At 71.4% G+C, this 26,373-nt stretch carries 24 protein-coding genes and 1 tRNA gene; 4 read left to right on the top strand and 21 right to left on the bottom strand.

The features are described 5' to 3' along the window. Positions 1-30: 30 nt before the first annotated feature. From AB0M79_RS12685 to AB0M79_RS12675, 3 genes are all read right to left on the bottom strand, one after another. Positions 31-567 (bottom strand): 2'-5' RNA ligase family protein, encoded by a 537-nt coding sequence (locus AB0M79_RS12685; RefSeq protein ID WP_364211657.1) that lies wholly within the window; start codon positions 565-567, stop codon positions 31-33. Beyond that, on the bottom strand, positions 564-1,589 hold the full coding sequence (trpS, locus tag AB0M79_RS12680; RefSeq protein ID WP_364211654.1) for a tryptophan--tRNA ligase: 1,026 nt from the start codon (positions 1,587-1,589) through the stop codon (positions 564-566). The genes AB0M79_RS12685 and trpS overlap by 4 nt, the downstream gene beginning before the upstream one ends. A gap of 114 nt (positions 1,590-1,703) precedes the next feature. After that, a complete protein-coding gene (locus tag AB0M79_RS12675; protein ID WP_364211651.1) occupies positions 1,704-2,753 on the bottom strand; it encodes a hemolysin family protein in 1,050 nt (349 codons plus the stop codon). Between the two features lie 219 nt (positions 2,754-2,972). Between AB0M79_RS12675 and galE the strand changes: the two genes are divergently transcribed. Further along, positions 2,973-3,950, top strand: coding sequence for a UDP-glucose 4-epimerase GalE (gene galE / locus AB0M79_RS12670; protein WP_364211648.1), 978 nt, complete (start codon positions 2,973-2,975; stop codon positions 3,948-3,950). Continuing rightward, positions 3,947-5,113: a galactokinase gene (galK, locus tag AB0M79_RS12665; RefSeq protein WP_364211645.1), complete on the top strand. Its 1,167-nt coding sequence runs from the start codon at positions 3,947-3,949 to the stop codon at positions 5,111-5,113. The genes galE and galK overlap by 4 nt, the downstream gene beginning before the upstream one ends. A gap of 53 nt (positions 5,114-5,166) precedes the next feature. Here galK and AB0M79_RS12660 read toward each other — a convergent pair whose 3' ends face one another. The 10 genes from AB0M79_RS12660 to AB0M79_RS12615 form a co-directional block, all read right to left on the bottom strand. Beyond that, complete coding sequence (locus AB0M79_RS12660) at positions 5,167-6,471, bottom strand: GTP-binding protein (RefSeq protein ID WP_364211642.1); 1,305 nt, start codon at positions 6,469-6,471, stop codon at positions 5,167-5,169. After that, positions 6,471-7,382: a sulfate adenylyltransferase subunit CysD gene (gene cysD, locus AB0M79_RS12655; protein ID WP_364211639.1), complete on the bottom strand. Its 912-nt coding sequence runs from the start codon at positions 7,380-7,382 to the stop codon at positions 6,471-6,473. The genes AB0M79_RS12660 and cysD overlap by 1 nt, the downstream gene beginning before the upstream one ends. Positions 7,383-7,560: 178 nt before the next feature. Beyond that, the gene (locus AB0M79_RS12650; RefSeq protein WP_364211636.1) at positions 7,561-8,424 is read right to left on the bottom strand and encodes a 3'(2'),5'-bisphosphate nucleotidase CysQ; all 864 of its coding nucleotides are present in this window, start codon (positions 8,422-8,424) and stop codon (positions 7,561-7,563) included. 52 nt (positions 8,425-8,476) lie between these two features. After that, the gene (locus AB0M79_RS12645; protein WP_364211633.1) at positions 8,477-10,249 is read right to left on the bottom strand and encodes a sugar transferase; all 1,773 of its coding nucleotides are present in this window, start codon (positions 10,247-10,249) and stop codon (positions 8,477-8,479) included. Positions 10,250-10,369: 120 nt separating this feature from the next. Further along, complete coding sequence (pth, locus tag AB0M79_RS12640) at positions 10,370-10,960, bottom strand: aminoacyl-tRNA hydrolase (protein ID WP_357538908.1); 591 nt, start codon at positions 10,958-10,960, stop codon at positions 10,370-10,372. 105 nt (positions 10,961-11,065) lie between these two features. Beyond that, positions 11,066-11,731: a 50S ribosomal protein L25/general stress protein Ctc gene (locus tag AB0M79_RS12635; RefSeq protein ID WP_364211630.1), complete on the bottom strand. Its 666-nt coding sequence runs from the start codon at positions 11,729-11,731 to the stop codon at positions 11,066-11,068. Between the two features lie 370 nt (positions 11,732-12,101). Then, the gene (locus tag AB0M79_RS12630) at positions 12,102-13,082 is read right to left on the bottom strand and encodes a ribose-phosphate diphosphokinase (protein ID WP_357538910.1); all 981 of its coding nucleotides are present in this window, start codon (positions 13,080-13,082) and stop codon (positions 12,102-12,104) included. 46 nt (positions 13,083-13,128) lie between these two features. Then, a complete protein-coding gene (gene glmU / locus AB0M79_RS12625) occupies positions 13,129-14,646 on the bottom strand; it encodes a bifunctional UDP-N-acetylglucosamine diphosphorylase/glucosamine-1-phosphate N-acetyltransferase GlmU (RefSeq protein WP_364211626.1) in 1,518 nt (505 codons plus the stop codon). 108 nt (positions 14,647-14,754) lie between these two features. Beyond that, a tRNA-Gln gene (locus AB0M79_RS12620) sits at positions 14,755-14,826 on the bottom strand. A 46-nt stretch (positions 14,827-14,872) separates the two neighbouring features. After that, a complete protein-coding gene (locus AB0M79_RS12615; RefSeq protein ID WP_364211624.1) occupies positions 14,873-15,577 on the bottom strand; it encodes a helix-turn-helix domain-containing protein in 705 nt (234 codons plus the stop codon). 138 nt (positions 15,578-15,715) lie between these two features. On the opposite strand from AB0M79_RS12615, the gene AB0M79_RS12610 reads away from it, so the two are divergent. Together AB0M79_RS12610 and AB0M79_RS12605 are read left to right on the top strand one after the other, a co-directional pair. Then, positions 15,716-16,684, top strand: a complete 969-nt coding sequence (locus tag AB0M79_RS12610) for an acyl-CoA desaturase (protein WP_364211621.1) — start codon at positions 15,716-15,718, stop codon at positions 16,682-16,684. 290 nt (positions 16,685-16,974) lie between these two features. Then, positions 16,975-17,568 (top strand): TetR/AcrR family transcriptional regulator, encoded by a 594-nt coding sequence (locus tag AB0M79_RS12605; RefSeq protein WP_364211966.1) that lies wholly within the window; start codon positions 16,975-16,977, stop codon positions 17,566-17,568. 21 nt (positions 17,569-17,589) lie between these two features. Here AB0M79_RS12605 and AB0M79_RS12600 read toward each other — a convergent pair whose 3' ends face one another. The 8 genes from AB0M79_RS12600 to metG all read right to left on the bottom strand — a co-directional run bounded on the left by AB0M79_RS12600 (position 17,590) and on the right by metG (position 26,211). Then, a complete protein-coding gene (locus tag AB0M79_RS12600; protein WP_364211618.1) occupies positions 17,590-18,057 on the bottom strand; it encodes a DUF4383 domain-containing protein in 468 nt (155 codons plus the stop codon). Between the two features lie 112 nt (positions 18,058-18,169). Further along, the gene (locus AB0M79_RS12595; RefSeq protein WP_364211615.1) at positions 18,170-18,625 is read right to left on the bottom strand and encodes a DUF4383 domain-containing protein; all 456 of its coding nucleotides are present in this window, start codon (positions 18,623-18,625) and stop codon (positions 18,170-18,172) included. Between the two features lie 86 nt (positions 18,626-18,711). Further along, positions 18,712-20,547: an ABC-F family ATP-binding cassette domain-containing protein gene (locus AB0M79_RS12590; RefSeq protein ID WP_364211612.1), complete on the bottom strand. Its 1,836-nt coding sequence runs from the start codon at positions 20,545-20,547 to the stop codon at positions 18,712-18,714. A 308-nt stretch (positions 20,548-20,855) separates the two neighbouring features. Then, positions 20,856-21,812 (bottom strand): 4-(cytidine 5'-diphospho)-2-C-methyl-D-erythritol kinase, encoded by a 957-nt coding sequence (locus AB0M79_RS12585; protein ID WP_364211609.1) that lies wholly within the window; start codon positions 21,810-21,812, stop codon positions 20,856-20,858. A gap of 93 nt (positions 21,813-21,905) precedes the next feature. Continuing rightward, on the bottom strand, positions 21,906-22,775 hold the full coding sequence (rsmA, locus tag AB0M79_RS12580) for a 16S rRNA (adenine(1518)-N(6)/adenine(1519)-N(6))-dimethyltransferase RsmA (protein WP_364211606.1): 870 nt from the start codon (positions 22,773-22,775) through the stop codon (positions 21,906-21,908). Between the two features lie 47 nt (positions 22,776-22,822). Beyond that, positions 22,823-23,287: a hypothetical protein gene (locus AB0M79_RS12575; protein WP_364211603.1), complete on the bottom strand. Its 465-nt coding sequence runs from the start codon at positions 23,285-23,287 to the stop codon at positions 22,823-22,825. A 73-nt stretch (positions 23,288-23,360) separates the two neighbouring features. Further along, complete coding sequence (locus AB0M79_RS12570) at positions 23,361-24,290, bottom strand: TatD family hydrolase (protein ID WP_364211601.1); 930 nt, start codon at positions 24,288-24,290, stop codon at positions 23,361-23,363. A 118-nt stretch (positions 24,291-24,408) separates the two neighbouring features. Next, positions 24,409-26,211, bottom strand: a complete 1,803-nt coding sequence (gene metG, locus AB0M79_RS12565) for a methionine--tRNA ligase (RefSeq protein ID WP_364211598.1) — start codon at positions 26,209-26,211, stop codon at positions 24,409-24,411. Positions 26,212-26,373: the final 162 nt, after the last annotated feature.

Below are 26,373 nucleotides of genomic sequence, written 5' to 3'. Positions count from 1 at the left end.
TCGACCGCCGCCGGAAGGTCGCGACGCGGGTCAGGTGCCGAGCCGGAAGTCGCGACGCGGCTTCCAGCGGGCCTCGCCGCAGTGCGAGAAGAGGGTGAAGTGCTCGACCTCGAAGAGCGCGGAAAACGAGGCAAGGTCCTCGAAGACCTCGTCGAGTGCCTGCGGGTCGACATCCTGCGCGACGGTCACGTGCGGGTGGTAGGGAAACCGGGTTTCCCGCCGCAGTTCCTCGGCAGAGTTGATCGCCTCGGCGATCAACTCGCATTCGCTGATCCCGGCCGCGACGGCGACGAAGACCACCTCGGTGATCGGCCGGAAGGTGCCGGTGCCCCGCAGGTGCAGGCTGAACGGCGGGTGGGTGGCGGCGACCGCGGCGAGGTGCTCCTCGACGGCCGGCAGGCTCGACCGGGCGATCTCGGTCGGCCCGAGCAGCGTCACGTGTGCCGGAACGTATTCCGCCCGCGGGTCGCCGGCCTCGGCCCGCCGGGTGGTCAGCGTGCTGCCCCACGGCTCCGGAATGTCGATGGCGACCCCGATCTGGGTCGACTCGACCGGGTGCGCCGTCACTCGGGGCGGGCCGGGGCGAGGAAACCCACTCGCTCGTAGGTGGTGCGCAGGGTCGCCGAGGCGACCGCGCCGGCCTTGTCCGCCCCGATGGCCAGCATCTTGTCGAGCTGCGCCGGGTCGTCGAGATAGGCCCGGGTGCGTTCCTGGATCGGCCGGACGAACTCCACGACGACCTCGGCGAGGTCCTTCTTCAGGTCGCCGTAGCCCTTGCCGTCGTAGGCGACGACCAGGTCGTCGATGGTGCGGCCGCTGAGTGCGGCGTAGATGGTGAGCAGGTTGGAGATGCCCGCCTTGTGCTCGGCGTCGAAGACGATCTCACGCCCGGTGTCGGTGACCGCCGACCGGATCTTCTTGGCCGACCGGGCCGGGTCGTCGAGCAGTTCGATGATCCCGGCCGGCGACGACGCAGACTTGGACATCTTGGCTGTCGGGTCCTGCAGGTCGGTGATCTTCGCGGTTTCCTTGACGATGTAGGGCGCCGGCACCGTGAAGGCCTTGCCGAACCGGGTGTTGAACCGGTGGGCCAGGTCGCGGGTCAGCTCCAGGTGCTGGCGCTGGTCCTCACCGACCGGGACCGCGTCGGCCTGGTAGAGCAGGATGTCCGCCGCCTGGAGGATCGGATAGGTGAACAGGCCGACGCTGGAACGGTCGGCGCCCTGCTTGGCCGACTTGTCCTTGAACTGGGTCATCCGGCTCGCCTCGCCGAAGCCGGTGATGCAGCTCAGCACCCAGGCCAGCTGCGAGTGCTCGGGGACCTGCGACTGCACGAAGAGCGTGCACCGGTCGGGGTCGAGGCCGGCGGCGAGCAGTTGTGCGGCGGAGACCCGGGTGCGCTGGCGCAGCACCTCCGGGTCGTGGCCGGCCGTGATCGCGTGCAGGTCGACCACGCAGTAGAAGGTGTCGTGGGTCTCCTGCATGGCCACCCAGTTGCGGACCGCCCCCAGGTAATTTCCGAGGTGGAAGGAGTCGGCGGTCGGCTGGATCCCGGACAGTACCCGGGGCCGGGCGGCAACGTCGGACATGCCGTCGATTCTGTCAGCCGCACCCGGCACGTGTGGTGACGCCCCCGCCGATCACGGAAGACGCGGGGCGCCGGCCCGCCCACGGCCCCGGTCCGGGCGGGACCGTGGTCCCGGTCATCCCCTCGGTGCCGACCGTTCGGCCGCCGGCACCCCCCGGCTGGCCGGCACGACGGCTGTGGCCGCGGCACCGACCGGCGCCCCGTCCGGTCCCGGCCCGGGAGCGGGCGGCACGGCGGAGATCCCGACCCGGGCCACCCGCCGCCCGTCGAGTTCGAGTACGCGCAACCGCCAGCCCCGCTCACCGTCCGGGGTGTGCGAACCGGTGGGTACGGTCACCTCGTCGCCGGTGGTCGGCAGCCGGCCCAGCGATGCCATCAGATAGCCGCCGACGGTCTCGTACGGCCCCACCGGCAGGGCGAAGCCGGTGCGCTCGGCGAAGTCGGCGAGGTTGAGCCGGCCGTCGACCGACGGCGGGACACCGACCGCCACCGGCTCGGGCGCGCCGTCGTACTCGTCGTGGATCTCGCCGACCAGCTCCTCGATCAGGTCTTCGAGGGTGACGATGCCGGCGGTGCCGCCGTACTCGTCGATGACGACGGCGAGGTGGTGCCGTTCCCGGCGCATCTCGGTCAGCGCGGCGAGCACCCGCTTGCTGCCGGGCAGGCGCTTGACCTCGCGGGTCAGTTCGCCGATGGTGGCGCGCCGGTCACCGTCGGGCCGGATCAGTACGTCGCGCAGGTGCACGAAGCCGACCACGTCGTCTGGGGTGCCGTCGACGACCGGATAGCGGGTGTGGGTCTCGGCGCGCACCAGCCGGGCGGCCTCGGCGAGGGAGAGCCCGGCGTCGAGGAAGACCACCTCGGTGCGGGGCATCATCACCTCGCGGACCAGGCTGGCACCCGCGACCAGCACCTCGTCGATGATGCGCCGTTCGACCGGGTCGAGCACGGTGTTGGCGGCGACCAGGTCGCGCAGCTCGGCCTCGCTGATCCGTTCCCGGCCGGCGGCCGGCCCGGTGCCGAGCAGGACCGTCACCAGCTTGGTGGCCGCGTCCGCGGCACGTACGACGACCCGGGCGAAGCCACGGGCCATCGGACCGGGTTCTCGTGGAGGGCGCCCCGCCGGTCTCGACCGTCGGGGCCCGGTACTGGCGGATTCCCGCATGTCGCACATGGTAGACAGCCGGGCCGGTGGTGGGGTGGAACCTTCGCCTGATGTTCGAATATGTTGACTATTGGGAGACAATGGTGGACAGTAGGCCGGCTGGCCGGCGGACGGCGGCAGCCTGCTCCGGCGCGTAGCCTGACCGGGTCCGCGCCGGTCACCGGCCGCCCCCGAAGACCCGCGCGCCGACCGTGGCCGCGACCAGAAGGAGCCCCACCCGTGAAACTGCTCGTCACCGGCGGCGCCGGCTACATCGGCGGAGTCGTCACCCGGCTCCTGCTCGACGCCGGCCACGAGGTCGTCGTCCTCGACGACCTGCGCACCGGGCACCGGGAGGCGCTCGCGCCGGAGGCCACCTTCGTCGAGGCCCGCATCCACGACGCCGCCCGGGTACTCACCCCCGGCGCCGGCTTCGACGGGGTCCTGCACTTCGCCGCCCTGATCGCCGCCGGCGAGTCGATGGCCCGACCGGAGATCTACTGGGAGAACAACACGATCGGGTCGCTGGCCCTGATCGACGCCGCCCGCGCGGCCGGCGTACGCAGGTTCGTCTTCTCCTCCACCGCCGCCGTCTACGGCAACCCGACCGAGCTGCCGATCACCGAGTCGGCGGTCAGGGCCCCGACCAACACGTACGGCGCGACGAAGCTCGCCGTCGACATGGCCCTGACCTCGGAGGCGCACGCCTACGACCTGGCCGCGGTGTCACTGCGCTACTTCAACGTGGCCGGTGCCTACCTGCGCCCCGGCCACGCCCTCGGCGAACGGCACGATCCGGAGTCGCACCTGATCCCGATCGCGTTGCAGGTCGCCGCCGGACGCCGGGAGAAGCTGCAGCTCTTCGGCGACGACTACCCGACCGCCGACGGCACCTGCGTGCGCGACTACATCCACGTCGAGGACCTGGCCCGCGCCCACCTGCTCGCCCTGGACACCGCCGTACCCGGCGAGCACCGGATCTTCAACCTCGGCAACGGCAACGGCTTCTCCAACCGGGAGGTCGTCGAGGTCGTACGCGAGGTCACCGGCCATCCGGTGCCGGTCGAGATGGCTCCCCGCCGCGAGGGTGACCCGGCCGCGCTGGTCGCGTCGTCGGCGCGGGCCCACGCCGAGCTGGGCTGGGTGCCGGCCAAGCCGACGCTGGCCGAGATGGTCGGCGACGCGTGGACCTTCTACCGCGACCACCTGTTGCCGTGACCGGGCGGAACCTCCTCGCCGCGCGTGCCGCGGCGGCCTTCGAGCGACTGTACGGCGAGGCTCCGGCCGGCCGGTGGGCGGCGCCCGGCCGGGTCAACCTGATCGGCGAGCACACCGACTACAACGACGGGTTCGTCCTGCCGTTCGCGCTGCCGCAGCGCACCGTCGTCGCCGCCACTCCCGCCGACGCACCACTGTGGACGGTGTGGTCGGAGCAGGCCGGCGAACAGATCACGTTCGACGGCACCGACGCCGGCAAGCCGGGCCAGGTCACCGGCTGGGGCGGCTACGTCGCCGGCGTGGTCTGGGCGCTGCTCGACGCCGGGCACCAGGTGCCCGGTGCCCGGCTCACCGTCGTCTCCGACGTGCCGCCGGGGGCGGGCCTGTCGTCGTCGGCCGCGCTGGAGGCGGCCGTCCTCACCGCGCTCGCCGACCTGGGCCGGATCGACCTGCCGGTCGACGACCGCCCGGCGCTCGCCCAGCGGGCCGAGAACGTCTACGCCGGCATGCCGTGCGGAATCATGGACCAGGCCGCGTCGATCCGCTGCCGGGCCGGGCACGCCCTGTTCCTCGACTGCCGCTCCCTGGCCCTCGAACACATCCCGTTCGACGCGGCCGGCGCCGGGCTCGCCGTACTGGTGATCGACAGCCGGGCTCCGCACCGCCACGTGACGGGCGAATACGCGGCCCGCCGGGCCGCCTGCGAGTCGGCGGCGCGGGCACTCGGGGTGCCGGCGCTGCGCGACGTCACCACCGACGGGCTGCCCGTGGCCCTCGCCCGGCTCGACGACGACGTGGTGCGCCGCCGGGTACGGCACGTGGTGACCGAGAACCAGCGGGTGCTGGAGACGGTGGCGCTGCTGCGGGCCGGCGACGTGCCGGCGATCGGGCCGCTGATGACCGCCTCGCACGCCTCGATGCGCGACGACTTCGAGATCACCGTGCCGGAGGTCGACACCGCCGTGGAGGCGGCCCTGTCCGCCGGCGCGTACGGCGCCCGGATGACCGGAGGCGGGTTCGGCGGCTGCGTCCTGGCCCTGGTCGACGCGGACCGGATCGACGCCGTCGCGGACGCCGTCACCGCCGCGTACGCGGATCGCGGGTTCACGCCGCCGGTCTGGTTCTCCGCCGCACCCGGTGCCGGCGCGGCCGCACTTCCCTGAACATACGGCGGCGGGGCCGGCCCGGACACCGGACCGACCCCGCCGCCGGTCCGTCAGTTGGCCTCGACGATCATCCCGGCGCCGACCGTACGGTTCGTCGTCTCGTCGATGACGATGAAGCCGCCCGTCGTCCGGTTACGCCGGTAGGGGTCGGCCAGCAGCGGCACCGTCGTACGCAGCCGGACCCGCCCGATCTCGTTGAGCGACAGCCCGGCCGGCGACTCGTCGCGGTGCAGCGAGTTGACGTCGAGCCGGTACTGGAGACCACGGACGACCGCCCGGGCCGCCCGGGTGGTGTGCTTGATGGCGTACTTGCCGCCGACCTGCAGCGGACGGGTCTCGTCCATCCAGCAGATCATCGCCTCGACGTCCTGGGCGACCGCCGGGGCGTTGTTGGGCCGGCAGATCATGTCGCCACGCGAGATGTCGATCTCGTCGGTCAGCCGTACGGTCACCGACATCGGCGGGAACGCCTCCTCGACCGGGCCGTCGGCGGTCTCGATCGCGGCGATCCGGCTGGTGAAGCCGGACGGCAGCACCATCACCTCGTCACCGGGCTTCAGTACGCCGGACGCGACCTGGCCGGCGTAGCCCCGGTAGTCGGTCACCGTGTTGGACTGCGGCCGGATGACGTACTGCACCGGGAACCGGACGTCGACCAGGTTGCGGTCGGAGGCGATGTGCACGTGCTCCAGGTGGTGCAGCAGCGAAGAGCCCTCGTACCAGGGGGTGTTCTCCGACCGGCTGACGATGTTGTCGCCCTTGAGCGCCGAGATCGGGATGACCGTCAGGTCGGGTACGTCGAGCTTCGCCGCGAACGCGGTGAACTCGTCGGCGATCTTCTCGAAGACCTCCTGCGACCAGTCGACCAGGTCCATCTTGTTGACGCACAGGACCAGGTGCGGCACCCGCAGCAGCGAGCAGAGGAACGCGTGCCGGCGGGACTGCTCGACCAGCCCCTTGCGGGCGTCGACCAGGATCAGCGCCAGGTCGGCGGTCGACGCCCCGGTGACCATGTTGCGGGTGTACTGGATGTGCCCCGGGGTGTCGGCGATGATGAACTTGCGCCGCGGGGTGGCGAAGTAGCGGTAGGCGACGTCGATCGTGATGCCCTGCTCGCGTTCGGCGCGCAGGCCGTCGGTGAGCAGCGCCAGGTTGGTGTACTCGTCGCCCCGGGCGGCACTGACCGCCTCGACCGCCTCCAGCTGGTCGGTGAAGAGCGACTTGGTGTCGTAGAGCAGCCGGCCGATCAGGGTCGACTTGCCGTCGTCGACGCTGCCCGCGGTGGCGAACCGCAGCAGGTCCATGGGACGTCCCTCGGCGGTGCCCGTCAGCACCTCCGTCGTCGGAGCCGTCATCAGAAGTAGCCCTCCCGCTTGCGGTCTTCCATGGCGGCCTCGCTGACCCGGTCGTCACCGCGGGTCGCCCCGCGTTCGGTGATCCGGGTGGCGGCGACCTCGTCGATGACGAGTTCGACGGTGTCGGCGTCGGAGCGGACGGCGGCGGTGCAGGACGCGTCGCCGACGGTGCGGTAGCGGACCCGGGCGGTGAATGGCGTCTCGCCGCCACGCGGCCGGATGAACTCGTTGACGGCGTAGAGCATGCCGTCGCGCTCGATCACCTCACGGTCGTGCGCGTAGTAGATCGACGGCAGCGGGATCCGCTCCCGCGCGATGTAGTGCCAGATGTCCAGCTCGGTCCAGTTGGACAGCGGGAAGATCCGGATCGACTCGCCCGGGTGGTGCCGCCCGTTGTAGAGGCTCCACAGTTCGGGACGCTGGTTCTTGGGGTCCCACTGGCCGAAGTCGTCGCGGAAACTGAACACCCGCTCCTTGGCCCGGGCCTTCTCCTCGTCGCGGCGGGCGCCGCCGAAGAGCGCGTCGAACCGGTATTTCTCGATCGCGGCGAGCAGGACCGGGGTCTGGATCCGGTTGCGCATCCCGTCGGCGGACTCGCGGACCAGGCCGGCGTCGATCGCCTCCTGGACGCTGGCCACCACCAACTGCAGGCTGAGTTCGGCGACCCGCCCGTCGCGGTAGTCGAGCACCTCGGGGAAGTTGTGCCCGGTGTCGACGTGCATCACCGGGAACGGGATCCGGGCCGGGGCGAACGCCTTCTCGGCCAGCTTGAGCATGACGATCGAGTCCTTGCCCCCGGAGAAGAGCAGCACCGGCCGCTCCAGCTCGGCGACCACCTCGCGCATCACGAAGATGCTCTCGGCCTCGAGCGCGTCCAGGTGCGACACCCGGTAGGCGGCGGTGGCGCTCATGCCGGCACCGTCCCGGCGCCCGCCGGGCCGCCCGCCCACGACGGGGCCGTCCCTCCCGACGGGGCCGTCCCTCCCGACGGGGCCGTCCTCAGCGACAGGGCCGTCCTCGACGACGGTTCGTCGACCATGGATTCCCAACCTTCCCGATCGGCCAAGGCCACTAGGGCATAGACAGCCATCATACTCCGATATGCCGTTGCAGCGCCGCAAGCAGCCTTGGTGCAAGATCCTTGCGGCATACCACGAGGTCGGGCAGCTTGGGATCAGGCTCGTTGTATTTCAGCGCAGATCCGTCGACTCGGGAAGCGTGCAGGCCGGTGGCCGTCGCCACAGCCACCGGGGCGGCCGAATCCCACTCGTACTGGCCGCCCGCGTGCACGTACGCGTCGGCCTCGCCGCTGATCACCGCGGCGATCTTCGCGCCGGCCGATCCCATCGGCACCAGCACCGCGCCGACATCCTCGACCAGGCCGGTGAGGAACGCCGGCGGCCGGCTACGGCTCGCCGCCAGCCGGACCGGCATGACACCCCCGGCACCAGCCGTCCCCACGGTCATCGGCGGGTAGGCCGGCGGCTGGTCCGTACCCAGCACCCGGTGCTGCGCCGGCAGGGCCACGGCGCCGGCGACCAACTGGTGGGAGGCGGAACCCTGCCGAGACCACAGCGCCACGTGCACCGCCCAGTCCGACCGGCCCTCCTCGGAGAACTCCCGGGTTCCGTCGAGCGGGTCGATGATCCACACCCGCTCCGCGGACAGCCGCGCGGGCGGTGCGCCGCCGTCCGGCGCCGGGTCGCCACCCGCGCCGGCACCGGCCACCCAGGCCCGCCGCGACCCGTCGTCCTCCTCCGACAGCACCGCGTCGGCCGGCCGCCAGCGGGCCAGCTCCGTACGCAGCAGGTCGTGAGCGACCTTGTCGCCCGCCGCCTTCAGCGCCGCCGGATCGTCGTGCCCGACCTCGGCCCGGACGTCGAGCAGGGCCTGCCCGGCCCGCTCGGCGAGCCACCTCGCGAACGCCCCGTCGATCACGGGAGGAGTAGCCATTATCAGACCTCCATCCGCAGCGGCCGAACCACGCAGACCCGTGGATCCGACATCAGTACGCTCCGGAAGTTCGGGCGACGGCGGTGACCGTACGCATCAGAATCACGATGTCGAGGGACAACGACCAGTTCTCGACGTACCGCAGATCCAACCGGATCGCCTCCTCCCAGGACAGGTCCGATCGGCCGGAAACCTGCCACAGACCGGTCATTCCGGGCTTGACCGCCAACCGCCGCCGGACGTCGTCCGGATACGCCGCCACCTCCTGCGGCAACGGCGGACGCGGGCCGACCAGCGACATCTGCCCCCGAAGCACGTTCAGCAACTGCGGCAGCTCGTCCAGGGACAGCCGGCGCAACCACCGGCCGACCGGCGTGACCCGCGGATCGTCACGGATCTTGAAGAGCACCCCGTCGTGCTCGTTGAGATGCGCCAGCTCCGCCAGCCGCGCCTCGGCGTCGAGATACATGCTGCGGAACTTGTACATCAGGAACGGACTGCCGTCGCGGCCAGTTCGCACCTGACGGAACAATACCGGGCCGGGTGAGTCACGCCGGATGGCGACCGCCACCGCGAGCAGCACCGGGGCCAGCAGCACCAGCAGAAACGCCGCACCGACCCGGTCCACGACCTCCTTGACCACCCGGGCGCCCCCCTCCAGCCGGGGATGCTCGACGTGCAGCATCGGCAGCCCGTCCACCGGCCGGATCGTCGTACGCGCACCCGCGACGTCGATCAAGGCGCTCGCCACGATCAGGTCCACCTCGTCGCGCTCCAGCCGCCACGCCAACCGGCGCAGCGCCTGCCCGTCCAGTTCCGGGCAGGACAGCACGACCACGGTGTCCGCCGCCGACGCCCGCACCGCCTCGGCCACGTCGTCGAACGTGCCCAGGACCGGCAGGTCCACGTCGCCGGCCCGGCTCGGCGGCAGGCAGGCCCCCACCACCTCCATGCCGTGATACCGCTCCCGGCGCAACTGCCGGGTGACGTGCAGGATCGCCAACTCGTGCCCGACCACGACCACCCGGCGCAGGCACTCGCCCCGCTCGCGGGCCCGGTGCAGGCGCTTGCGCAGCGCGAACCGTACGACCACCGCCGCGAACGCCGCCGCCGGCAGCGCCACCAGCACGTACGACCGGGCCGTCGGGATGTCGAACGCGTACGACACGATCGCCGCCCCGGCCGTCAGCCCCAGCCCCGCCCGGATCACCCGCTGGTACTCGTCGGTCCCGACGAAGAGGAACCTGCTCTCGTACGCCCGCGCCAGCGCCAGCACCGCCACCAGCGCCACCGGCAACAGCACCGAGAACAACAGATAGACGCGGTCCTCGACACTGGTCACCCGCCCGAAGCGCAGCACGAACGCCAGCGCCCCGGCCGCCAGCCCCACGCCGAGATCGGCGAGCAGCAGCGTCGACCGGTACCGGGACTCCCAGCCGGCCCGGCGCGGCACCGCGGCATGACGCCCCGGCACCCGGCGCGACCAGAACGGCGGCCGCGTCGCGTGCCGCGCCGGACGGGCACCGCCGGCCGACTCGCGGGCCCGGCGCGCCCGCCGTCCCGCGCCCGGATCGTCGAGAAGATGCGGGTCGTCGAGAAGATCGAACCGGTCGTCGAGATCGAGGCCCGACCGGTCCACCGGATCGAACGCCTGCTCGATGTCGCGAACCAGCTCCGGATCGGCCCGGGCGACCGTCAGCGGGCGACCGGCGTCACCGGCCGGCGCCGGACTGGTCGGCACCACCGAGAAATCGAAGAACGGCAGCACGATCGTGTCGTCCTGCCGCCCTGGTGGGGCCCCCGCGGTCGGATCGAAGTCACTCAACCACCACCGCTGCACCCTGCCTCCCGAAAACCCGCAACCACGAACAGACCACCACAACGGGTACGTCTGCCGTGACCAACGCGTAAATGGGACGGGCGACACGGCGTCGCCGGACCGCCGCTACGAAGCGTGGTAGGTGTTCTGGGCCCACTCCAGCCCGCGGGTCACCACCGCCTCCACCACGTCGGCGGCCCGGTCGACCAGGAACTCCAACTCCTTACGCTCCACGGTCGAAAAGTCGGACAACACATAGTCGGCCGGATCCTGCCGGCCCGGCGGGCGGCCGACACCGAACCGCACCCGCAGGTAGTCCTTCGTCCCGAGCGACTTCGACATCGAGCGCAGCCCGTTGTGCCCGCCCTCGCCGCCACCGGACTTCGCCCGCAACTGCCCGTAGGCGATGTCCAACTCGTCGTGAACCGCGACGACCTGCCCCGGCGGCACCTTGTAGAACTGCGCCAGAGCCGCCACCGGCCCGCCGGACAGGTTCATGTACGTCAACGGCTTCGCGATCACCAGCTTGGGCCCGCCGAACCCCAGCCGCCCTTCGGCCACGTCCGCCACCGCCCGCCGGTGCCGGCCGAACTTCGCCCCGACCCGGCCCGCCAGCAGATCGGCGACCATGAAGCCGACATTGTGCCGGTTGCCGGCGTACTCCCGGCCCGGATTGCCGAGCCCGACCACCAACCACGGGTGAGCAACGTCCGACATGCTCGTCCTTCTCCTCGCCGACTTCCCCGGAATCCTCGCCGACAACCCGGAAACGGACCAGGCGTCCCCGAACGGATCGGGGACGCCTGGTTGAAGTGCTTTCGATCAGGCTTCGGCCGTGGCCTCGGCCTCGGCGGCCTCGCCCGTCTCCTCCGCCGCGTCCTCGGTGACCTCGGCGGTCTCCTCGGCGACCGGCTCGCCACCCTCGGCCTCGAGCTGCTCGGCGGTCGGCGCCACCGTCACCGCGGCCACCACCAGCTCCGGGTCGACGGTCAGCTCGACACCGGCCGGCAGCTTCACGTCGGCGGCGGTGACCTGCGAACCGGCCGCCAGGCCCTCGATCGAGGCCTCCAGGTGGTCGGGCAGCTTGGTCGCGTCGGCGTTGACCGACAGCGTCGAGTGCTCGTGCACGATCAGCGTGTCGCGGGCCGCCTCGCCGATCAGCTGCACCGGTACGTCGACGGTGATCTTCTCGCCGCGGCGTACGAGCAGCAGGTCGACGTGCTCGAACGTGTCACGGATCGGGTCACGCTGAATCGCCTTCGACACCGCGAGCACCTGGGTGCCGTCGGTGACGTCGATCGCGAAGAGCGCGTTGGCACCGTTGTGCCGGATCGCGGCGGCGAACTCCCGCGCCGGCAGCGCGATGTGGCGGGGCTTCTCGCCGTGGCCGTAAAGCACGGCCGGAACCTTGCCGGCCCGGCGGGTACGACGGGCACCACCCTTGCCGAACTCGGTACGGGGCTCGGCGCTGATCTTTACCTCGGACACGGGGAAACTCCTGATGCTATGGCTGCGGCGGGACGTCGGCTGGCGGTGCCGGGCGGGGGGCTCGCTGGGGCTCCTCGAAAGAGGCGCACTGCCCGGAGCACCGTGTCGATGACGGTGCCCCCATGCGGCTGTGCCTTCCCGGCACCGCGCTCTTCGCACGGTGTCGACACCGCACCTTCCGGCACTGTGTCACATCGTGCCGTCAAGCGCTGGTTCGGTCAGCAGCGGCCCGCAGGGCACCCTCGCCATGGCAACCGCATAAGTCTACCCGAGCCACCGACCGGCCCTGACGCCGTACCCTGCCAATCGGCTCTGATCCCCCGGACGAGGGCTGCCCCGCGCCGGTAACCGGCGCGGGGGCAGCCTCAAGTCAGCTCAGCCCACCGAAAAGGGTGGTCACCGAACCGTCGTCGAAGACCTCCCGGATCGCCCGCGCCAGCAGCGGCGCGATCGACAACACGGTGATCTTGTCGAGCCGCTTCTCGGGCGGCAGCGGCAGCGTGTTGGTCACCACCACCTCGCTGATCCGGCTGTTCTTCAACCGCTCCGTCGCCGGATCGGACAGCAGCGCGTGCGTCGACGCCACCACGATGTCGGCCGCACCGGCGTCGTAGAGGATCTCCGAAGCCTTGGTGATCGTGCCGCCGGTGTCGATCATGTCGTCGACGATCAGGCAGACCCGCCCCTCGACCTCACCCACCACCCGGTTGGCGACCACCTGGTTGGGCTTCGACGGGTCACGCGTCTTGTGGATGAACGCCAGCGGGCAACCACCCAACCGGTCGGTCCAGCGCTCCGCCACCCGCACCCGGCCGGAGTCCGGCGCGACGACCGTCATCGGCCGGCCGGCGAACTTCGACTCGACGTAGGCGGCCAGCGTGTCCATCGCGAACAGGTGGTCGACCGGGCCGTCGAAGAAACCCTGGATCTGCGCGGTGTGCAGGTCCACCGTCAGGATCCGGTTGGCTCCCGCCGTCTTCAGCAGGTCGGCGACCAGCCGGGCCGAGATCGGCTCCCGGCCGCGGTGCTTCTTGTCCTGCCGCGCATACGGATAGAACGGCAGGACCACGGTGATCCGCTTGGCCGAGCCGCGCTTCAGCGCGTCGACCATGATCAGCGTCTCCATGACCCACTTGTTGACACCGTGCGTCACGGACTGGACGACGAAGGCGTCCGAGCCACGCACCGACTCCCGGTATCGAACAAAGATCTCACCGTTGGCGAACTCGTAGGAATCGCTCGGCGTCGGTGCCACGCCCAGCACCTGGCCGATCTCCTCGGCAAGGTCGGGAAACCCCCGACCGGAGAAGAGCATCAGGCTCTTGCGGTTTTCGGCGACGATGCTGCCCATCGGCTCGTCTGCTCCCGTACGTTCGGTGGTGCCGGTGGCTCCGGGACTATTCGAGTGCAGTATCACCCGAGGTCGAATCCCGTTCACTTGCGTCGGCCATGACGTGCAATCCCTCACCCTCGACACCGGCCCCCGGCCCCGTCCCGGCAGCCCGCGCCGCGGCCTCCGCCGCCGCCGTACCCGGCCGGCGCCGCTCGACCCAGCCGGGGATGTTGCGCTGCTCACCACGCGCCACGCCCAGCGCACCCGGCGGCACGTCGTTGATGATCACCGAACCGGCCGCCGTATAGGCGCCGTCACCGACCGTCACCGGCGCCACAAACATGTTGTCGGCACCGGTACGCGCGTGACTACCGATCGTCGTATGGTGCTTGGCCACCCCGTCGTAGTTGACGAACACCGTCGCCGCACCGATGTTGCTCTGCTCACCGATCGTCGCGTCACCGACGTACGACAGGTGCGGCACCTTCGACCCCTCGCCCACCGCGGCGTTCTTGGTCTCGACGAACGTACCGACCTTCGCCTTACGCGCCAGCCGCGACTTCGGCCGCAGATAGGCGTACGGGCCGACGCTCGCCTGCGGCCCGATCTCGGCCTGCACCGCGTGCGCCCGCAGCACCGTGGCGCCCCCGCCCACCGTCGTGTCGATCAGCGTCACGTCCGGGCCGACGATGGCCCCCTCGCCGACGACGCTGCTCCCCCGCAGTTGGGTGTTCTGGTCCAGCACGGCATCCCGCTCCAGCCGCACCGTCACGTCGACCCAGGTCGTCTCCGGGTCGAGGATGCTCACCCCGGCCCGCATCCAGCCGGCGTTGACCCGGTCGCGCAGCAGCCGGCGCAGGGCGGCCAACTCGACCCGGTCGTTGCAACCGAGCGTCTCCGTCGCGTCGGCGGCCATGTGCACCGCGACCGCCTCACCCGCCGCCGACAGCAGCCCGAAGACGTCGGTCAGGTATTCCTCACCCTGGTCGTTGTCGGTCGACAGCTTGCCGAGCGCCCCGCGCAGCAGCCGGGCGTCGAAGGCGTAGATGCCGGCGTTGATCTCACGGATCGCCCGCTGCTCCGCGGTCGCGTCGCGCTCCTCCACGATCTGCTCCAGGCCACCCCGGGCGTCCCGGACGATCCGGCCCAGCCCGGTCGGGTCGGTGACCTCGGCGGCAAGCACCGTGGCGGCGGCACCAGCGGTCTCGTGCGCCTCGACCAGCGCGGTGACCGTCTCCGGCCGCAGCAACGGCACGTCGCCGTTGAGCACCACGACGGTGCCCTCGGCGTCGGAGATCGCCTCGACCGCGATACGTACGGCGTGACCGGTGCCGCGCTGCTCGGCCTGCAGCACCGGAACCGCGTCCGGGGCGATCTCGCCGAGATGCGCCGCGACCTGGTCCGCGCCGTGGCCGACCACGACCAGGGTGCGATCCGCGGCGGCCGGCGCGGCCGCCGCCAGGACGTGACCGACCAGGGTACGACCCAACAGCGGGTGCAGGACCTTGGGCAGTGCTGACTTCATCCGCTTGCCCTCACCGGCGGCAAGGACGACGACGGTGCGGGTACGGGACTGAGGCACGAGAAAGGCTCCCGTCGGGGCGACTGGTTGTCTGCGGCCCCATGCTAGCCATGACCGGGCTGACGCCGTCCGGTTACACCGGAGTAGAAACCCGCCCAACGGGCTGAGCTCGGCCGCCAGGGTTCGAACCTGAAATACGGGTACCAAAGACCCGGGTGTTGCCAGTTACACCACGGCCGAAAGAGACGGTGTCAGCCTACTGCCTCGCCCACCACCGGCCGCAACCTTAACCGCGCCGGCCGACCGCCGCATCGACAATTCCCTCGATCGTCCAGTACAGCTCGCGGCTGCGTGGCACCTCCACGACAAGGCATCCGTGGTAGTCGTCGCCGGTGTTGTGGCGGGTGGTCGTCGGGCGGTGGCGTTTCAGGGTGGCCCGCCGGAACCGGTGGGCCGGCAACTGGAGGACCTCGACCCACCACGCCTCGGCCGCGGTTACGTCGGCGGACTCGTGGATGCTGACCCGATAGTGCGGCACGTCCCGTTCTATCCCGCACACCGCCAGAAACCGTAGGAACAGCTCCACCAGACGCGGGTCGCTGTTGGTCAGGGTGACCCGCTCGTCACGGCGCCACGGCTTCGACTTGCGTCCTTCGGACCAGTAGATGACGGCGCCGGCCAGCATCAGGTCGCGGTCGCCGACGACGCCGATCCGGGCGCGGACGGCGTCATGGGCCACGGCCCGCCGCCGTGCCCGTTCGTCGTGATGTCCCGCCCAGCGGGCATCCGTCATCACCTTCGCGTGTGCCCGGCGATGTTCGGCCCGACGCTCCGGGTCGACCGGGATGTGCCGCACCCATCCGTAGACGGTGGACCTGGCGACCTGCAACTCGTCGGCGATCTTCGGCACCGACCGGCCGGCGGCCCGCATCGCCAGTGCTCTGGTCCTTCGCTCGGCCGGTTGGGCCTCGGTGGCCAGGGAATCCGTCATGCCCTCGACACTCGCACAGACGTACGGATTCGAGCGAGGGTTCCACGTACGCAGGACGGTCGATGAATAGCTACGGCACCGTAAGTTACGGTAACGTAGGCGTAAGTTATTGATCTCCCCCGCACGCATCGAGGTGCCATGACCACCGCAGTCCAGCCACCACCGCCCCGGACCGCCAACGCCCCCAAGCCGCTCACCGAGGGCAAGGAGCCGCTCGGCATCCTGATCGCCCTCTGGTCCTTCGTGATCATCCCGTTCCTCGCCCTGATCGCCGCCGTACCCGTGGCCTGGGGTGGCTGGCTGAGCTGGACGGACGTGGCGATCGGCCTGGTCTGGTATCTCGTCGCGGGCCTCGGTATCACGGTCGGCTTCCACCGCTACCTCACCCACGGATCGTTCAAGGCCAAGCGGTGGCTGCGGATCACCCTGGCGGTCGCCGGCTCGCTCGCCGTCGAGGGCAACGTCACGCAGTGGGTCGCCGACCACCGGCGCCACCACGCGTTCTCCGACGTCGAGGGCGACCCGCACTCGCCGTGGCGGTTCGGCACCAGCGTCTGGGGGCTGACCAAGGGCCTCTTCCACGCCCACGTGGGCTGGCTCTTCCACCGCGAACTGTCCAACCGGGCCCGGTTCGCCCCCGACCTGCTGGCCGACAAGGACATCCGGCGCGTCGACCGCCTCTTCCCGGTTCTCGTGATCATCTCGGCGCTGGCTCCGGCACTGATCGGCGGCCTGGTCACCTGGTCGTGGCAGGGCGCGCTGACCGCGTTCTTCTGGGCCGGCCTGGTCCGCATCGCCCTGTTGCACCACGTCACCTGGTCGATCAACTCGGTGTGCCATGTCTACGGCGAGCGCCCGTTCGAGGTGCGGCAGGGGGACCGCGCCTCGAACTTCTGGCCGCTGGCGATCGTGTCGTTCGGGGAGAGCTGGCACAACCTGCACCACGCCGACCCCACCAGTGCCCGGCACGGCGTGCTGCGCGGGCAGGTCGACATCTCGGCCCGGGTGATCTGGCTGTTCGAGAAGCTGGGCGCCGCGTCGGACGTACGGTGGCCGAAGCAGGAGCGGATCGCCGCGAAGCTGATCAAATCAACCACACCGCAGTGAGCAGCGCGGTCCCGGACATCCCGCCCATGTCCAACGCCTGGCAGGATGGCCCCCGTGACCGAGCGGAGCGAGGGAACCATCAGGCTCAGTGATCCACGGTGGCGCCGAGCGCAGCGAGGTGCCGACGTTACCGAGCGGAGCGAGGGAACCATCAGGCTCAGTGATCACCACGGTGGCGCCGAGCGCAGCAAGGGGACACCGTGACCGAGCGGAGCGAGAGTCCGGCTGTCACAGGCGGTGGACGTGCCCGGCCGGCTGCCTCGGCGGCCAAGAGCGGTTCCCGGGTACGGATGTCGGCCGCCCAGCGGCGCGAGCAGTTGATCGCGACCGGCCGGCAGTTGTTCGCCGAGCGCGGCTTCGACGCGACGTCGATCGAGGAGGTCGCGGCCCGGGCCAAGGTTTCGAAGCCCGTCGTGTACGAGCACTTCGGCGGCAAGGAGGGCCTCTACGCGGTGGTGGTGGACCGGGAGGTGCGGGCGCTGCTCGACCGGATCACGACCGCGTTGACCGCCGGGCATCCGCGCGAACTGCTGGAGCAGGCGGCGCTGGCGCTCCTCGACTACATCGAGAACGAGACCCACGGCTTCCAGGTGCTGGTCCGCGAGTCGCCCGTGTTGTCGGCGACGGGCAATTTCAGCAGTGTCATGAACGACGTGGCGCACCAGGTCGAGCACATTCTGGGTGCCGAGTTCAAGAGCCGGGGGTACGACCCGAAGCTGGCGGAGCTCTACTCGCAGGCGCTGGTGGGCATGGTGGCGTTGACCGGCCGCTGGTGGCTGGAGGTGCGCAAGCCGCGTAAGGAGACGGTGGCGGCCCATCTGGTCAATCTCGCCTGGAACGGCCTGTCGCACCTGGAGGCCAAGCCCACCCTGCTCACCCGCTGAGCACGGTCACGGGGCGGTCGGTCAACTTCGGGAGGACGGCTGGCGGCGGTACATCTCTTCGGCGTGGGCGTCTTCGGGTGAGCCGACCTTGTCGTAGAGGCCGGTCGCGAGAAATATCAGCCCGAAGATCATCGACACGATCACGGTCGACATCGAGAAGTTGAGGAAGTTCAGGTCGGTCTGCATCACGGCCATCATGCCGATGGCGGCGGCCATGAACAGGATGCCGATACCGAGGTTGAGGTAGTGGGAGAAGTTCCTGCCGAGGACCGAGCCGATCAGGATGACCAGTCCGAAGACGACCGACATGATGGCGAAGGCCAGGTTGGTGCGTAGGCCGAGCACCCAGACGGGGCCGCGTTCGAAGAGCGGGTCGCCCCAGGTGCGGACGACGCCGACGATGCCGAAGAAGAGGACGTACGCGCCGACGAGGCCGGCGATTGTCCGGTAGAGCGGCCGCAGCGGGTGGTTGACGGGTATGTGCGCCATCGCGTCTTCTCCTGCCGTACCTCCGTGGGGGCTCGGCCTGATTCTCACCCGGGACGCGCACGGGCGTCCGCCGAACGGCGGACGCCCGTGGTGGCTACGGCGGGAGGGGTGACTAGAGGATGAGGCGGGCGTCCTGCCAGGCGCGGTGCTCGTCGTCGGTGCCGACCTTGCCGTACATGCCGGCCATCAGCAGGACGATGCCGATGATCATGGTGACGACGACGGTGGCCACGGTGAAGTTGAAGATGTTGGCGTCGGTGCGCAGCACGGCGAGTTCGCCGAGGCCGAGTGCCATGAAGAGGTAGCCGAGCCACTTGTTGACGGCGGCGTCGATGTTGCGGCCGAGTCCGGTGGCCACCAGGATGATCACCCCGAGTACGGCGGAGACGACCGAGAAGCCGAGGTTGGTGCCCTGGCCGAGCACGGCGCTGCCGTCCTGCGCGAAGAACTCCCCGCTGCCGGTCTCGATGAAGCCGAGCACGCCGAAGACGATCAGGTAGAGGCCGATCAGCGCGCCGATGGCCCGGTAGATCGGCCGCGCGGGATGGTTGACGGGGTTGTGCGCCATGTCTGAAGTCTCCAACGCCGTTTCCAGTGGTGGTCGCCGACGATTCTCGCGCACAGCCCCAGCGTGACGGCGGACACCCCTGGTGGTCAGGTGTCGGGGAGCTGTTCGGCGAGGACGAGCCAGGCTTCCTCGACGGCTTCGCGGTCGGCGGTGACGGTCCGCAGTTGGGCGTCGAGTTCGGCGACCTTGGCGTAGTCGGTGGCGTTGGCGGCGAGCTGCTCGTGCAGTCCGGCCGCCTTCTGTTCGAGCTTGGCGACCTGGCGTTCGAGCCGGGTGAGTTCCTTGCGGGCGGTGCGGACCTCGGCCGCGCTGAGTCCCGGCGCACCGGCCTCGGGCGTTCCTCCACCGGCCGGGCGGCCGGCACCGTCCCCGGCACGCCCACCGGACGTACCAGCTGTCCGCGCGGCGGGGCCGGTGACCCGGGCCAGGTATTCGTCGATGCCGCCGGGCAGGTGGACCAGCCGGCCGTCGCCGAACATCCCGTACGCGACGTCGGTGACCCGTTCGATCAGGTAGCGGTCGTGGCTGGCGACGACGACGGTGCCGGGCCAGGAGTCGAGGAGGTCCTCGAGCGCGGCGAGGGTGTCGGTGTCGAGGTCGTTGGTCGGCTCGTCGAAGAGCAGCACGTTGGGTTCGGCGGCGAGCAGACGCAGGATCTGGAGGCGGCGCCGTTCGCCGCCGGAGAGGTCGCCGACCGGGGTCCAGAGCCTCCGGTCGTCGAAGCCGAACATCTCGGCGAGTTGGGAGGCGGCGAGTTCCCGGTCGCCGAGGGTGACCCGGCGGGCGACCTCCTCGACGGCTTCGAGGACCCGGAGTTCGCGGGGCAGTTCGGCGAGTTCCTGGGAGAGGAACGCGGGCCGGACGGTGGAGCCGGTGACGATGCGTCCCTTGTCGGGTTCGCGTACGCCGGCGAGCAGCCGGAGCAGGGTGGTCTTGCCGGCCCCGTTCGCGCCGAGCAGGGCGATCCGGTCGCCGGGGCCGACCTGCCAGGTGAGGTCGTCGAGGATGAGTTTGGGGCCGGCGAGCAGGGTGACGTCGGTGAGGTCGTAGACCTGCTTGCCGAGGCGGGCGGTGGCCAGCCGTTGCAGGGTGACGGTGTCGCGGGGTTCCGGCACGTCGGCGATGAGCGCGTTGGCGGCCTCGATCCGGAAGCGCGGCTTGGAGGTACGGGCCGGCGGGCCGCGCCGCAGCCAGGCGATCTCCTTGCGGAGCAGGTTCTGCCGGCGGGCCTCGGTCGCGGCGGCGACCCGTTCGCGTTCGGCGCGGGCCAGCGTCCAGGCGGCGAATCCGCCTTCGTAGACGCGTACGGCGCGGTCGGCGACCTCCCAGGTGGTGGTGCAGACGGCGTCGAGGAACCAGCGGTCGTGGGTGACGACGACGAGGGCGCCGCGCCGGCCGGTGAGGTGGCGGGCGAGCCAGTCGACGCCGGCGACGTCGAGGTGGTTGGTGGGCTCGTCGAGGATCAGCAGGTCGGCGGTGCGGACCAGGAGGGCGGCCAGTGCCACCCGGCGCCGTTCGCCGCCGGACATCGGTCCGACGGGCTGGTCGAGGCCGAGGTGGGGCATGCCGAGGCCGTCGAGGATCGACCGTACGCCGGCGTCGCCGGCCCATTCGTGTTCGGCGCCGAAGCCCTCGGGCAGCCAGGCGGTGCCGATGACGACGTCGCGGACGGTGGCTTCGGGGGCCAGGTCGAGGGTCTGCGGCAGCCAGGCGACCCGCAGGTCGCGGCGGTGGGTCACCCGGCCGGCATCCGGTTCCTCGATCTTGGTCAGCATCCGGAGCAGGGTGGACTTGCCGGCGCCGTTGAGGCCGACGACGCCGATCCGGTCGCTGTCGTCGAGGCCGAGGGAGACGTCGGTGAGGAGCTGGCCGGCCGCGCCGTAGCCCTTGGACACCCGGTCCAGGTTGACGATGTTGGCCAAAACTCCACCTCTGCTGGCTGTGCGCATGTGTGCGGTCGTCCGCGGGTGCGGGCGACCGCCAGAACTAATGTGCGACCGCGGGTTGTGCGGGCGACCGCCAAGACTAGCTGCGACCGCGGGTTGTGCGGGCGACCGCCAAGACTAGCTGCGACCGCGGGTTGTGCGGGCGACCGCCGGAACTAACTGCGACCGCGGGTTGTGCGGGCGACCGCCGGGACCAACTGCGACCGCGGGTTTGTGCGGGCGACCGCCGGGACTAACTGCGACCGCGGGTTTGTGCGGGCGACCGCCAAGACTAACGCGGGCGGTCAGACGATCCGGGCGCCGGCGACGGGTCCGTGGGCGGTGCGGGCTTCCCGGCAGACGCCGCTGGCCGCCAGTTCGTCGGCGATGCGGCGGGCGTCGGCGGCGTCGGCGGCCAGGAACACGCAGGTCGGGCCGGAGCCGGAGACGAGGCCGGCGAGGGCGCCGGCGGCCCGGCCGGCGTCGAGTACGTCGGCGAGGGCCGGGCGCAGCGACACGGCCGCGGGTTGGAGGTCGTTGCCGAGGGCGGCGCCGAGCACGGCCGGGTCGCGTTGGCGCAGCGCGGCGAGGAGGGCGTCGGCGCTGCCGAGGGCGGGGGGTGCGGTGCCCGTGTCGCGCAGCCGGTCGATCTCGTGGTAGACCGCCGGGGTGGACAGGCCGCCGTCGGCGATGGCGACGACCCAGTGCCAGGTGCTGGGGCGGGCGAGGACGGGGCTGACCGTCTCCCCGTGGCCGGTGCCGAGCGCGGTTCCGCCGTGGACGAGGAACGGTATGTCGGAGCCGAGTCCGGCGCCGATGTCGGCGAGTTCGTCGCGGCTGAGGCCGGTGCCCCACAGCGTGTCGCAGGCGAGCAGGGTGGCGGCGGCGTCGGCGCTGCCGCCGGCGAGGCCGCCGGCGAGCGGGATCTGCTTGCGCAGGTGGAGGCGGGCGTGGGCGGGCATCCCCGCGTGGGCGGCCAGGGCGCGGGCGGCCCGGATGATCAGGTTGGTCTCGTCGAGGGCGAGTTCACCGGCGCCCTCGCCCTCCATGGTGAGGATGAGGGTGTCGCCGTGGCGGGCGGTCAGCTCGTCGTGGATCGAGATCGCGTGGTAGACGGTGTTGAGTTCGTGGTAGCCGTCGGGGCGCGGTGGTCCGACCCCGAGATGCAGGTTGATCTTGGCGGGCACGCGTACCCGGACCGGTCCGGTCGCCCCCCGGCGTGGCTGGTCGCCGTCGCCACCCGGTCCCCACGCCTCGGTCACCGGACGCGACCAGCGGCGAGGCGGCGGGGGGCGGGGGGCCTGATCGGCTCGGCCCGCCCGGTCGTTGATCTCCTGTCCGGCACGGGCGACAGCCTACTCGGCGGCCGCCGTACCGCCGGGAGCCGCCGCGGCGATCGCCGCGAACTGCTCGACGGTCAGCGACTCACCGCGGGCGCCGGGGTCCACCCCGGCGCGGGTCAGCGCGGCCGTGGCCCGGTCCGGGCCGCCGGCCCAGCCGGCGAGCGCCCCGCGCAGCATCTTGCGCCGCTGCGCGAACGCCGCGTCGACGACGGTGAAGACCACCTCCCGGGGTACGTCGGCCCGGGGCGGCTCGCGCCGGGTGAACGCGACCAGTCCGGAGTCGACGTTCGGCACCGGCCAGAAGACGTTGGGCGGCACCCGGCCGGCATTCTTCGCGCTGGCGTACCAGGACAGCTTGACCGACGGGATGCCGTACACCTTGGAGCCGGGACCGGCGACCAGCCGGTCGGCGACCTCCTTCTGCACCATCACCAGGCCGCGCCGCAGGCTCGGCAGCTCGGCGAGCAGGTGCAGGACGACGGGTACGGCGACGTTGTACGGCAGGTTGGCGACCAGTGCCGTCGGCGCCGGGGCGGCGAGGTCGGCGGCGGTGATCCGCAGCGCGTCGGCGTGGTGCACGGTCAGCCGGGCGGCCTCCGCCGGCGTCGCGTACGTCCCGACGGTGTCCGGGAGAGCGCCGGCCAGCACCGGGTCGAGTTCGACGGCGTGGACGTGCCGGGCCACCGGCAGCAGGGCGAGGGTCAGCGAGCCGAGGCCCGGCCCGACCTCGACGACGACGTCGTCGGGGTCGAGGTCGGCGGCGGCGGCGATCCGGCGCACCGTGTTGGGGTCGTGGACGAAGTTCTGGCCGAGCTTCTTCGTCGGTGCGACGCCGAGCCGCGCGGCGAGTTCCCGGATCTCCACCGGCCCAAGCAGTCCCATGCCCGCAGAGCCTACGGTCCCCGTCGTCGGCCGCTGGCGGGGCAGGTTCAGGCGGTGCGGCCGGCTCGCCGGACCCGGCCGTCGGCCAGCAGCGCGAACAGTGCCAACGCGACGCCGAGGCCGACGGTCACGCTGATCACCAGCGGGCGATCGGGGTGGGTGGCGGCGGGCGCCGACATGATCCCGGCCACCGCCGTGGCAAGTGCGGCGGCCAGCATGAGGTAGCGGGCGATGGTCACCGGCGCGGCAGGCGCGGCGGAACCCGCCGACCCGGTCGGGACAGCCGCGCCGCGGGCAGTTGGGTGGCTGACGAGCAGCGCGGTCACCAGGATCGTCAGCGAGCCGACGACGCCGCCCAGCCCGGCGATCAGCCACGGCAGGCCGATTCCGGTCACGCCCGCGGTGATCCCGTTGCCGCCGGCAGCCGCGACCAGGCCGAAGATCACCACGGCCAGTAGGTGTGACGGCGCGACACGGAGCAGCCGGCGACGCCCCGTCTGGTCAGCCCTCATCCGCGTGCCCTTCGGTGATCCACCTGTGCCCGCCCGGCGGCGTACGCCGGGCCAGGGCCCGACCGCTGCCCCGTTACCAGGGGCCGAAGACGCGGTCGCCGGTGGCGGAGATGGCCGCGCAGAGTTCGTCGAGGTCGGTGCCGGTCGTCTCGGCCAGTGCCCGCACGGTCAGCGGGATCAGGTACGACGCGTTGGGGCGGCCCCGGTGCGGCATCGGCGTCAGGTAGGGCGCGTCGGTCTCGACCAGCAACTGGTCCAGCGGGGTGATCTTCGCGGCGTCGCGCAGCGCGGTGGCGCTGCCGAACGTCACGGTGCCGGCGAAGCTGAGCACGTAGCCCCGGCGTACGCACTCGGCGGCGAACTCGGCGTCGCCGGAGAAGCAGTGCAGTACGACGGTCTCCGGCGCGCCTTCGTCGTCGAGCACCCGCAGTACGTCGGGGTGCGCGTCCCGGTCGTGGATGACCAGTGCCTTGCCGAAGCGCTTGGCGATGGCGATGTGCGCCCGGAAGCTGCGCTCCTGGGCCGCCCGGCCGTCCTCTCCGGTGCGGAAGAAGTCCAGGCCGGTCTCGCCGATGCCGCGTACGCGGTCGTCGGCGGCGAGCGTCTCGATCTCGCGCAGCGCCTCGTCGAGGTCGGCCAGCCGGGGCGCCTCGTTGGGGTGCAGCGCGACCGTGGCCAGCACCGAGGGATGCCTGGCCGCCGTCTCGACTCCCCACCGCGACGACGCGACGTCGACACCGACCTGCACCAGCCGGTCGACGCCGGCCTCGGCCGCGACGGCGATGATCGCGGCAACCGGATCGGCCGGCGGGGTGTCAGCCGCGCGGTCGCCGGTCGCCGGACCGCCGCCGGGCGTGCCGGCCTCGGTGATCGTGATGTCGAGGTGGGTGTGGCTGTCGATCACCGGCCGGGGCAGCGGCTCGGGCGCGGGCGGAAACTCACCGGCCCGCCGGGCCGCGCGCTGGCGGCGGGTCTCGGTCGACTCAGTCATCGCCGCCAGCATCACACACCGCCGTCACCCGCCCGCTCCCTCCCCGCCGCCGCTCCACACCTCGGCACGGACTGTGCGTCAGCGGGGTTGCCTCGGCTGGATAACCCCGCTGACGCTCAGTTCGTCGGGTTCACCCCGCCAGGCGGGCCAGTTCCTCGTCGACGATCGACGGGTCGAGCTTGCGGAAGACCGGCTTCGGCACGGCCAGCGGACGGCCGACCGGCAGCGGCACCGACTCCCACCGGGTGCCGACGGTGTAGTCGCCGGTCAGCACCGGGTAGGCCGGCCCGCCGTCGAGGTCCTCGACCTCGACGATCGACGGCATCGGGGCGTGTACGCCGGTGCCGCCGAGCAGCTCGTGCACCTTCTGCGCCGAGTGCGGCAGGAACGGGGTGAGCAGCGTGTTCGCGTCGCTGACCACCTGGAGCGCGACGTGCAGGATGGTGCCCATCCGGGGCTTGTCGTCGTCGCCCTTGAGCTTCCACGGCGCCTGGTCGGACAGGTAGCGGTTGGCCTCGGCGACGACCCGCATCGCCTCCCCGATCGCCTGCTTCTGCCGGTGCCGGCCGATCAGGTCGCCGACGGTGTCGAAGCCGGCGCGGGCGGTGGCGAGCAGCGCCTCGTCGGCGGGGGTGAGCCCGGCCGGGTCGACCGGCGGGACGGCACCGAAGTTCTTCGCCGCCAGCGAGATCGACCGGTTGACCAGGTTGCCCCAGCCGGCGACGAGTTCGTCGTTGTTGCGGCGGAGGAACTCGGCCCAGGTGAAGTCGGTGTCGTTGCTCTCCGGGCCGGCGACCGCGATGAAGTAGCGCAGGGCGTCGGCGTCGTAGCGGGCCAGGAAGTCGCGTACGTAGATGACGACCTGGCGCGACGACGAGAACTTGCGGCCCTCCATGGTCAGGAACTCGCTGGAGACGACCTCGGTCGGCAGGTTGAGCCGACCCAGTTCGCCGGGGTTGCCGTCGCGGTCGCCCTCGCCCGAGTAGCCGAGAAGCAGCGCCGGCCAGATCACCGAGTGGAAAACGATGTTGTCCTTGCCCATGAAGTAGTAGCCGCGGGCGTCCCTGCCCTCGCCGTCGGCGGCCCACCACCGACGCCAGGCGTCGGGGTCGCCGGAGCGGCGGGCCCACTCGATGGAGGCGGACAGGTAGCCGATGACCGCGTCGAACCAGACGTAGATCCGCTTGTCGCCGCGGTCACGCCAGCCGTCGAGCGGGATCGGCACCCCCCACTCCAGGTCGCGGGTGATCGCCCTCGGCTGCAGGTCGTCGAGCAGGTTCTTGGAGAACCGCAACACGTTGGTGCGCCAACCCTCGCGGGTGTCGAGCCACTTGCCGAGCGCCTGGGCGAAGGCGGGCAGGTCGAGGAAGAAGTGCTCGGTCTCGACGAACTTCGGCGTCTCGCCGTTGATCTTCGAGCGTGGGTTGATCAGGTCGACCGGGTCGAGCTGGTTGCCGCAGTTGTCGCACTGGTCGCCGCGGGCGCCGTCGTAACCGCAGATCGGGCAGGTGCCCTCGATGTAGCGGTCGGGCAGGGTACGGCCGGTCGACGGCGAGATGGCGCCCATGGCGACCTTGGGCACGATGTAGCCGTTGGCGTACAGCCCCTCGAAGATCTGCTGCACGACCGCGTAGTGGTTGCCGGTCGTGGTCCGGGTGAAAAGGTCGTACGACAGCCCGAGGCCGTGCAGGTCCTCGACGATGACCCGGTTGTAGCGGTCGGCCAGCTCGCGCGGGGTCACCCCCTCCTTGTCGGCCTGGACCTGGATCGGGGTGCCGTGCTCGTCGGTGCCGGAAACCATGAGTACGTCGTGCCCGGCCATCCGCATGTACCGGCTGAATACGTCGGAGGGCACTCCGAAGCCGGAGACGTGGCCGATGTGGCGCGGGCCGTTGGCGTAGGGCCAGGCGACCGCGGCGAGAACGTGACTCATGGCGGACAAGCCTAGTGACCGGGTACGGGACGACGCGAACGGATAGCCGAGCCGACCGACTCCCGACCTTCTTCACGCCAGCCGGGCGACTTGTCCGCTTTGTCGGCCGACACGCGCGGCCGGCTGCGCCACCATCCGACCGGGGCGTAGTCCAATGAAGGT

The organism is Polymorphospora sp. NPDC051019 (assembly GCF_040683055.1).
Classification (GTDB): domain Bacteria; phylum Actinomycetota; class Actinomycetes; order Mycobacteriales; family Micromonosporaceae; genus Polymorphospora; species Polymorphospora lycopeni.
The sequence above is the reverse complement of the archived record's forward strand: the minus strand, read 5'-3'. Positions and strand labels throughout refer to the sequence as shown.

Excerpts from the sequence above, each read along its gene's own strand:
- trpS (WP_364211654.1), bottom strand. The coding sequence starts at position 1,589 with ATGTCCGACGTTGCCGCCCGGCCCCGGGTACTGTCCGGGATCCAGCCG.
- AB0M79_RS12675 (WP_364211651.1), bottom strand. The coding sequence starts at position 2,753 with ATGCGGGAATCCGCCAGTACCGGGCCCCGACGGTCGAGACCGGCGGGG.
- AB0M79_RS12660 (WP_364211642.1), bottom strand. The coding sequence starts at position 6,471 with ATGACGGCTCCGACGACGGAGGTGCTGACGGGCACCGCCGAGGGACGT.
- cysD (WP_364211639.1), bottom strand. The coding sequence starts at position 7,382 with ATGAGCGCCACCGCCGCCTACCGGGTGTCGCACCTGGACGCGCTCGAG.
- AB0M79_RS12650 (WP_364211636.1), bottom strand. The coding sequence starts at position 8,424 with ATGGCTACTCCTCCCGTGATCGACGGGGCGTTCGCGAGGTGGCTCGCC.
- pth (WP_357538908.1), bottom strand. The coding sequence starts at position 10,960 with ATGTCGGACGTTGCTCACCCGTGGTTGGTGGTCGGGCTCGGCAATCCG.
- AB0M79_RS12630 (WP_357538910.1), bottom strand. The coding sequence starts at position 13,082 with ATGGGCAGCATCGTCGCCGAAAACCGCAAGAGCCTGATGCTCTTCTCC.
- AB0M79_RS12615 (WP_364211624.1), bottom strand. The coding sequence starts at position 15,577 with ATGACGGATTCCCTGGCCACCGAGGCCCAACCGGCCGAGCGAAGGACC.
- AB0M79_RS12610 (WP_364211621.1), top strand. The coding sequence starts at position 15,716 with ATGACCACCGCAGTCCAGCCACCACCGCCCCGGACCGCCAACGCCCCC.
- AB0M79_RS12605 (WP_364211966.1), top strand. The coding sequence starts at position 16,975 with ATGTCGGCCGCCCAGCGGCGCGAGCAGTTGATCGCGACCGGCCGGCAG.
- AB0M79_RS12600 (WP_364211618.1), bottom strand. The coding sequence starts at position 18,057 with ATGGCGCACATACCCGTCAACCACCCGCTGCGGCCGCTCTACCGGACA.
- AB0M79_RS12595 (WP_364211615.1), bottom strand. The coding sequence starts at position 18,625 with ATGGCGCACAACCCCGTCAACCATCCCGCGCGGCCGATCTACCGGGCC.
- rsmA (WP_364211606.1), bottom strand. The coding sequence starts at position 22,775 with ATGGGACTGCTTGGGCCGGTGGAGATCCGGGAACTCGCCGCGCGGCTC.
- AB0M79_RS12575 (WP_364211603.1), bottom strand. The coding sequence starts at position 23,287 with ATGAGGGCTGACCAGACGGGGCGTCGCCGGCTGCTCCGTGTCGCGCCG.
- AB0M79_RS12570 (WP_364211601.1), bottom strand. The coding sequence starts at position 24,290 with ATGCTGGCGGCGATGACTGAGTCGACCGAGACCCGCCGCCAGCGCGCG.
- metG (WP_364211598.1), bottom strand. The coding sequence starts at position 26,211 with ATGAGTCACGTTCTCGCCGCGGTCGCCTGGCCCTACGCCAACGGCCCG.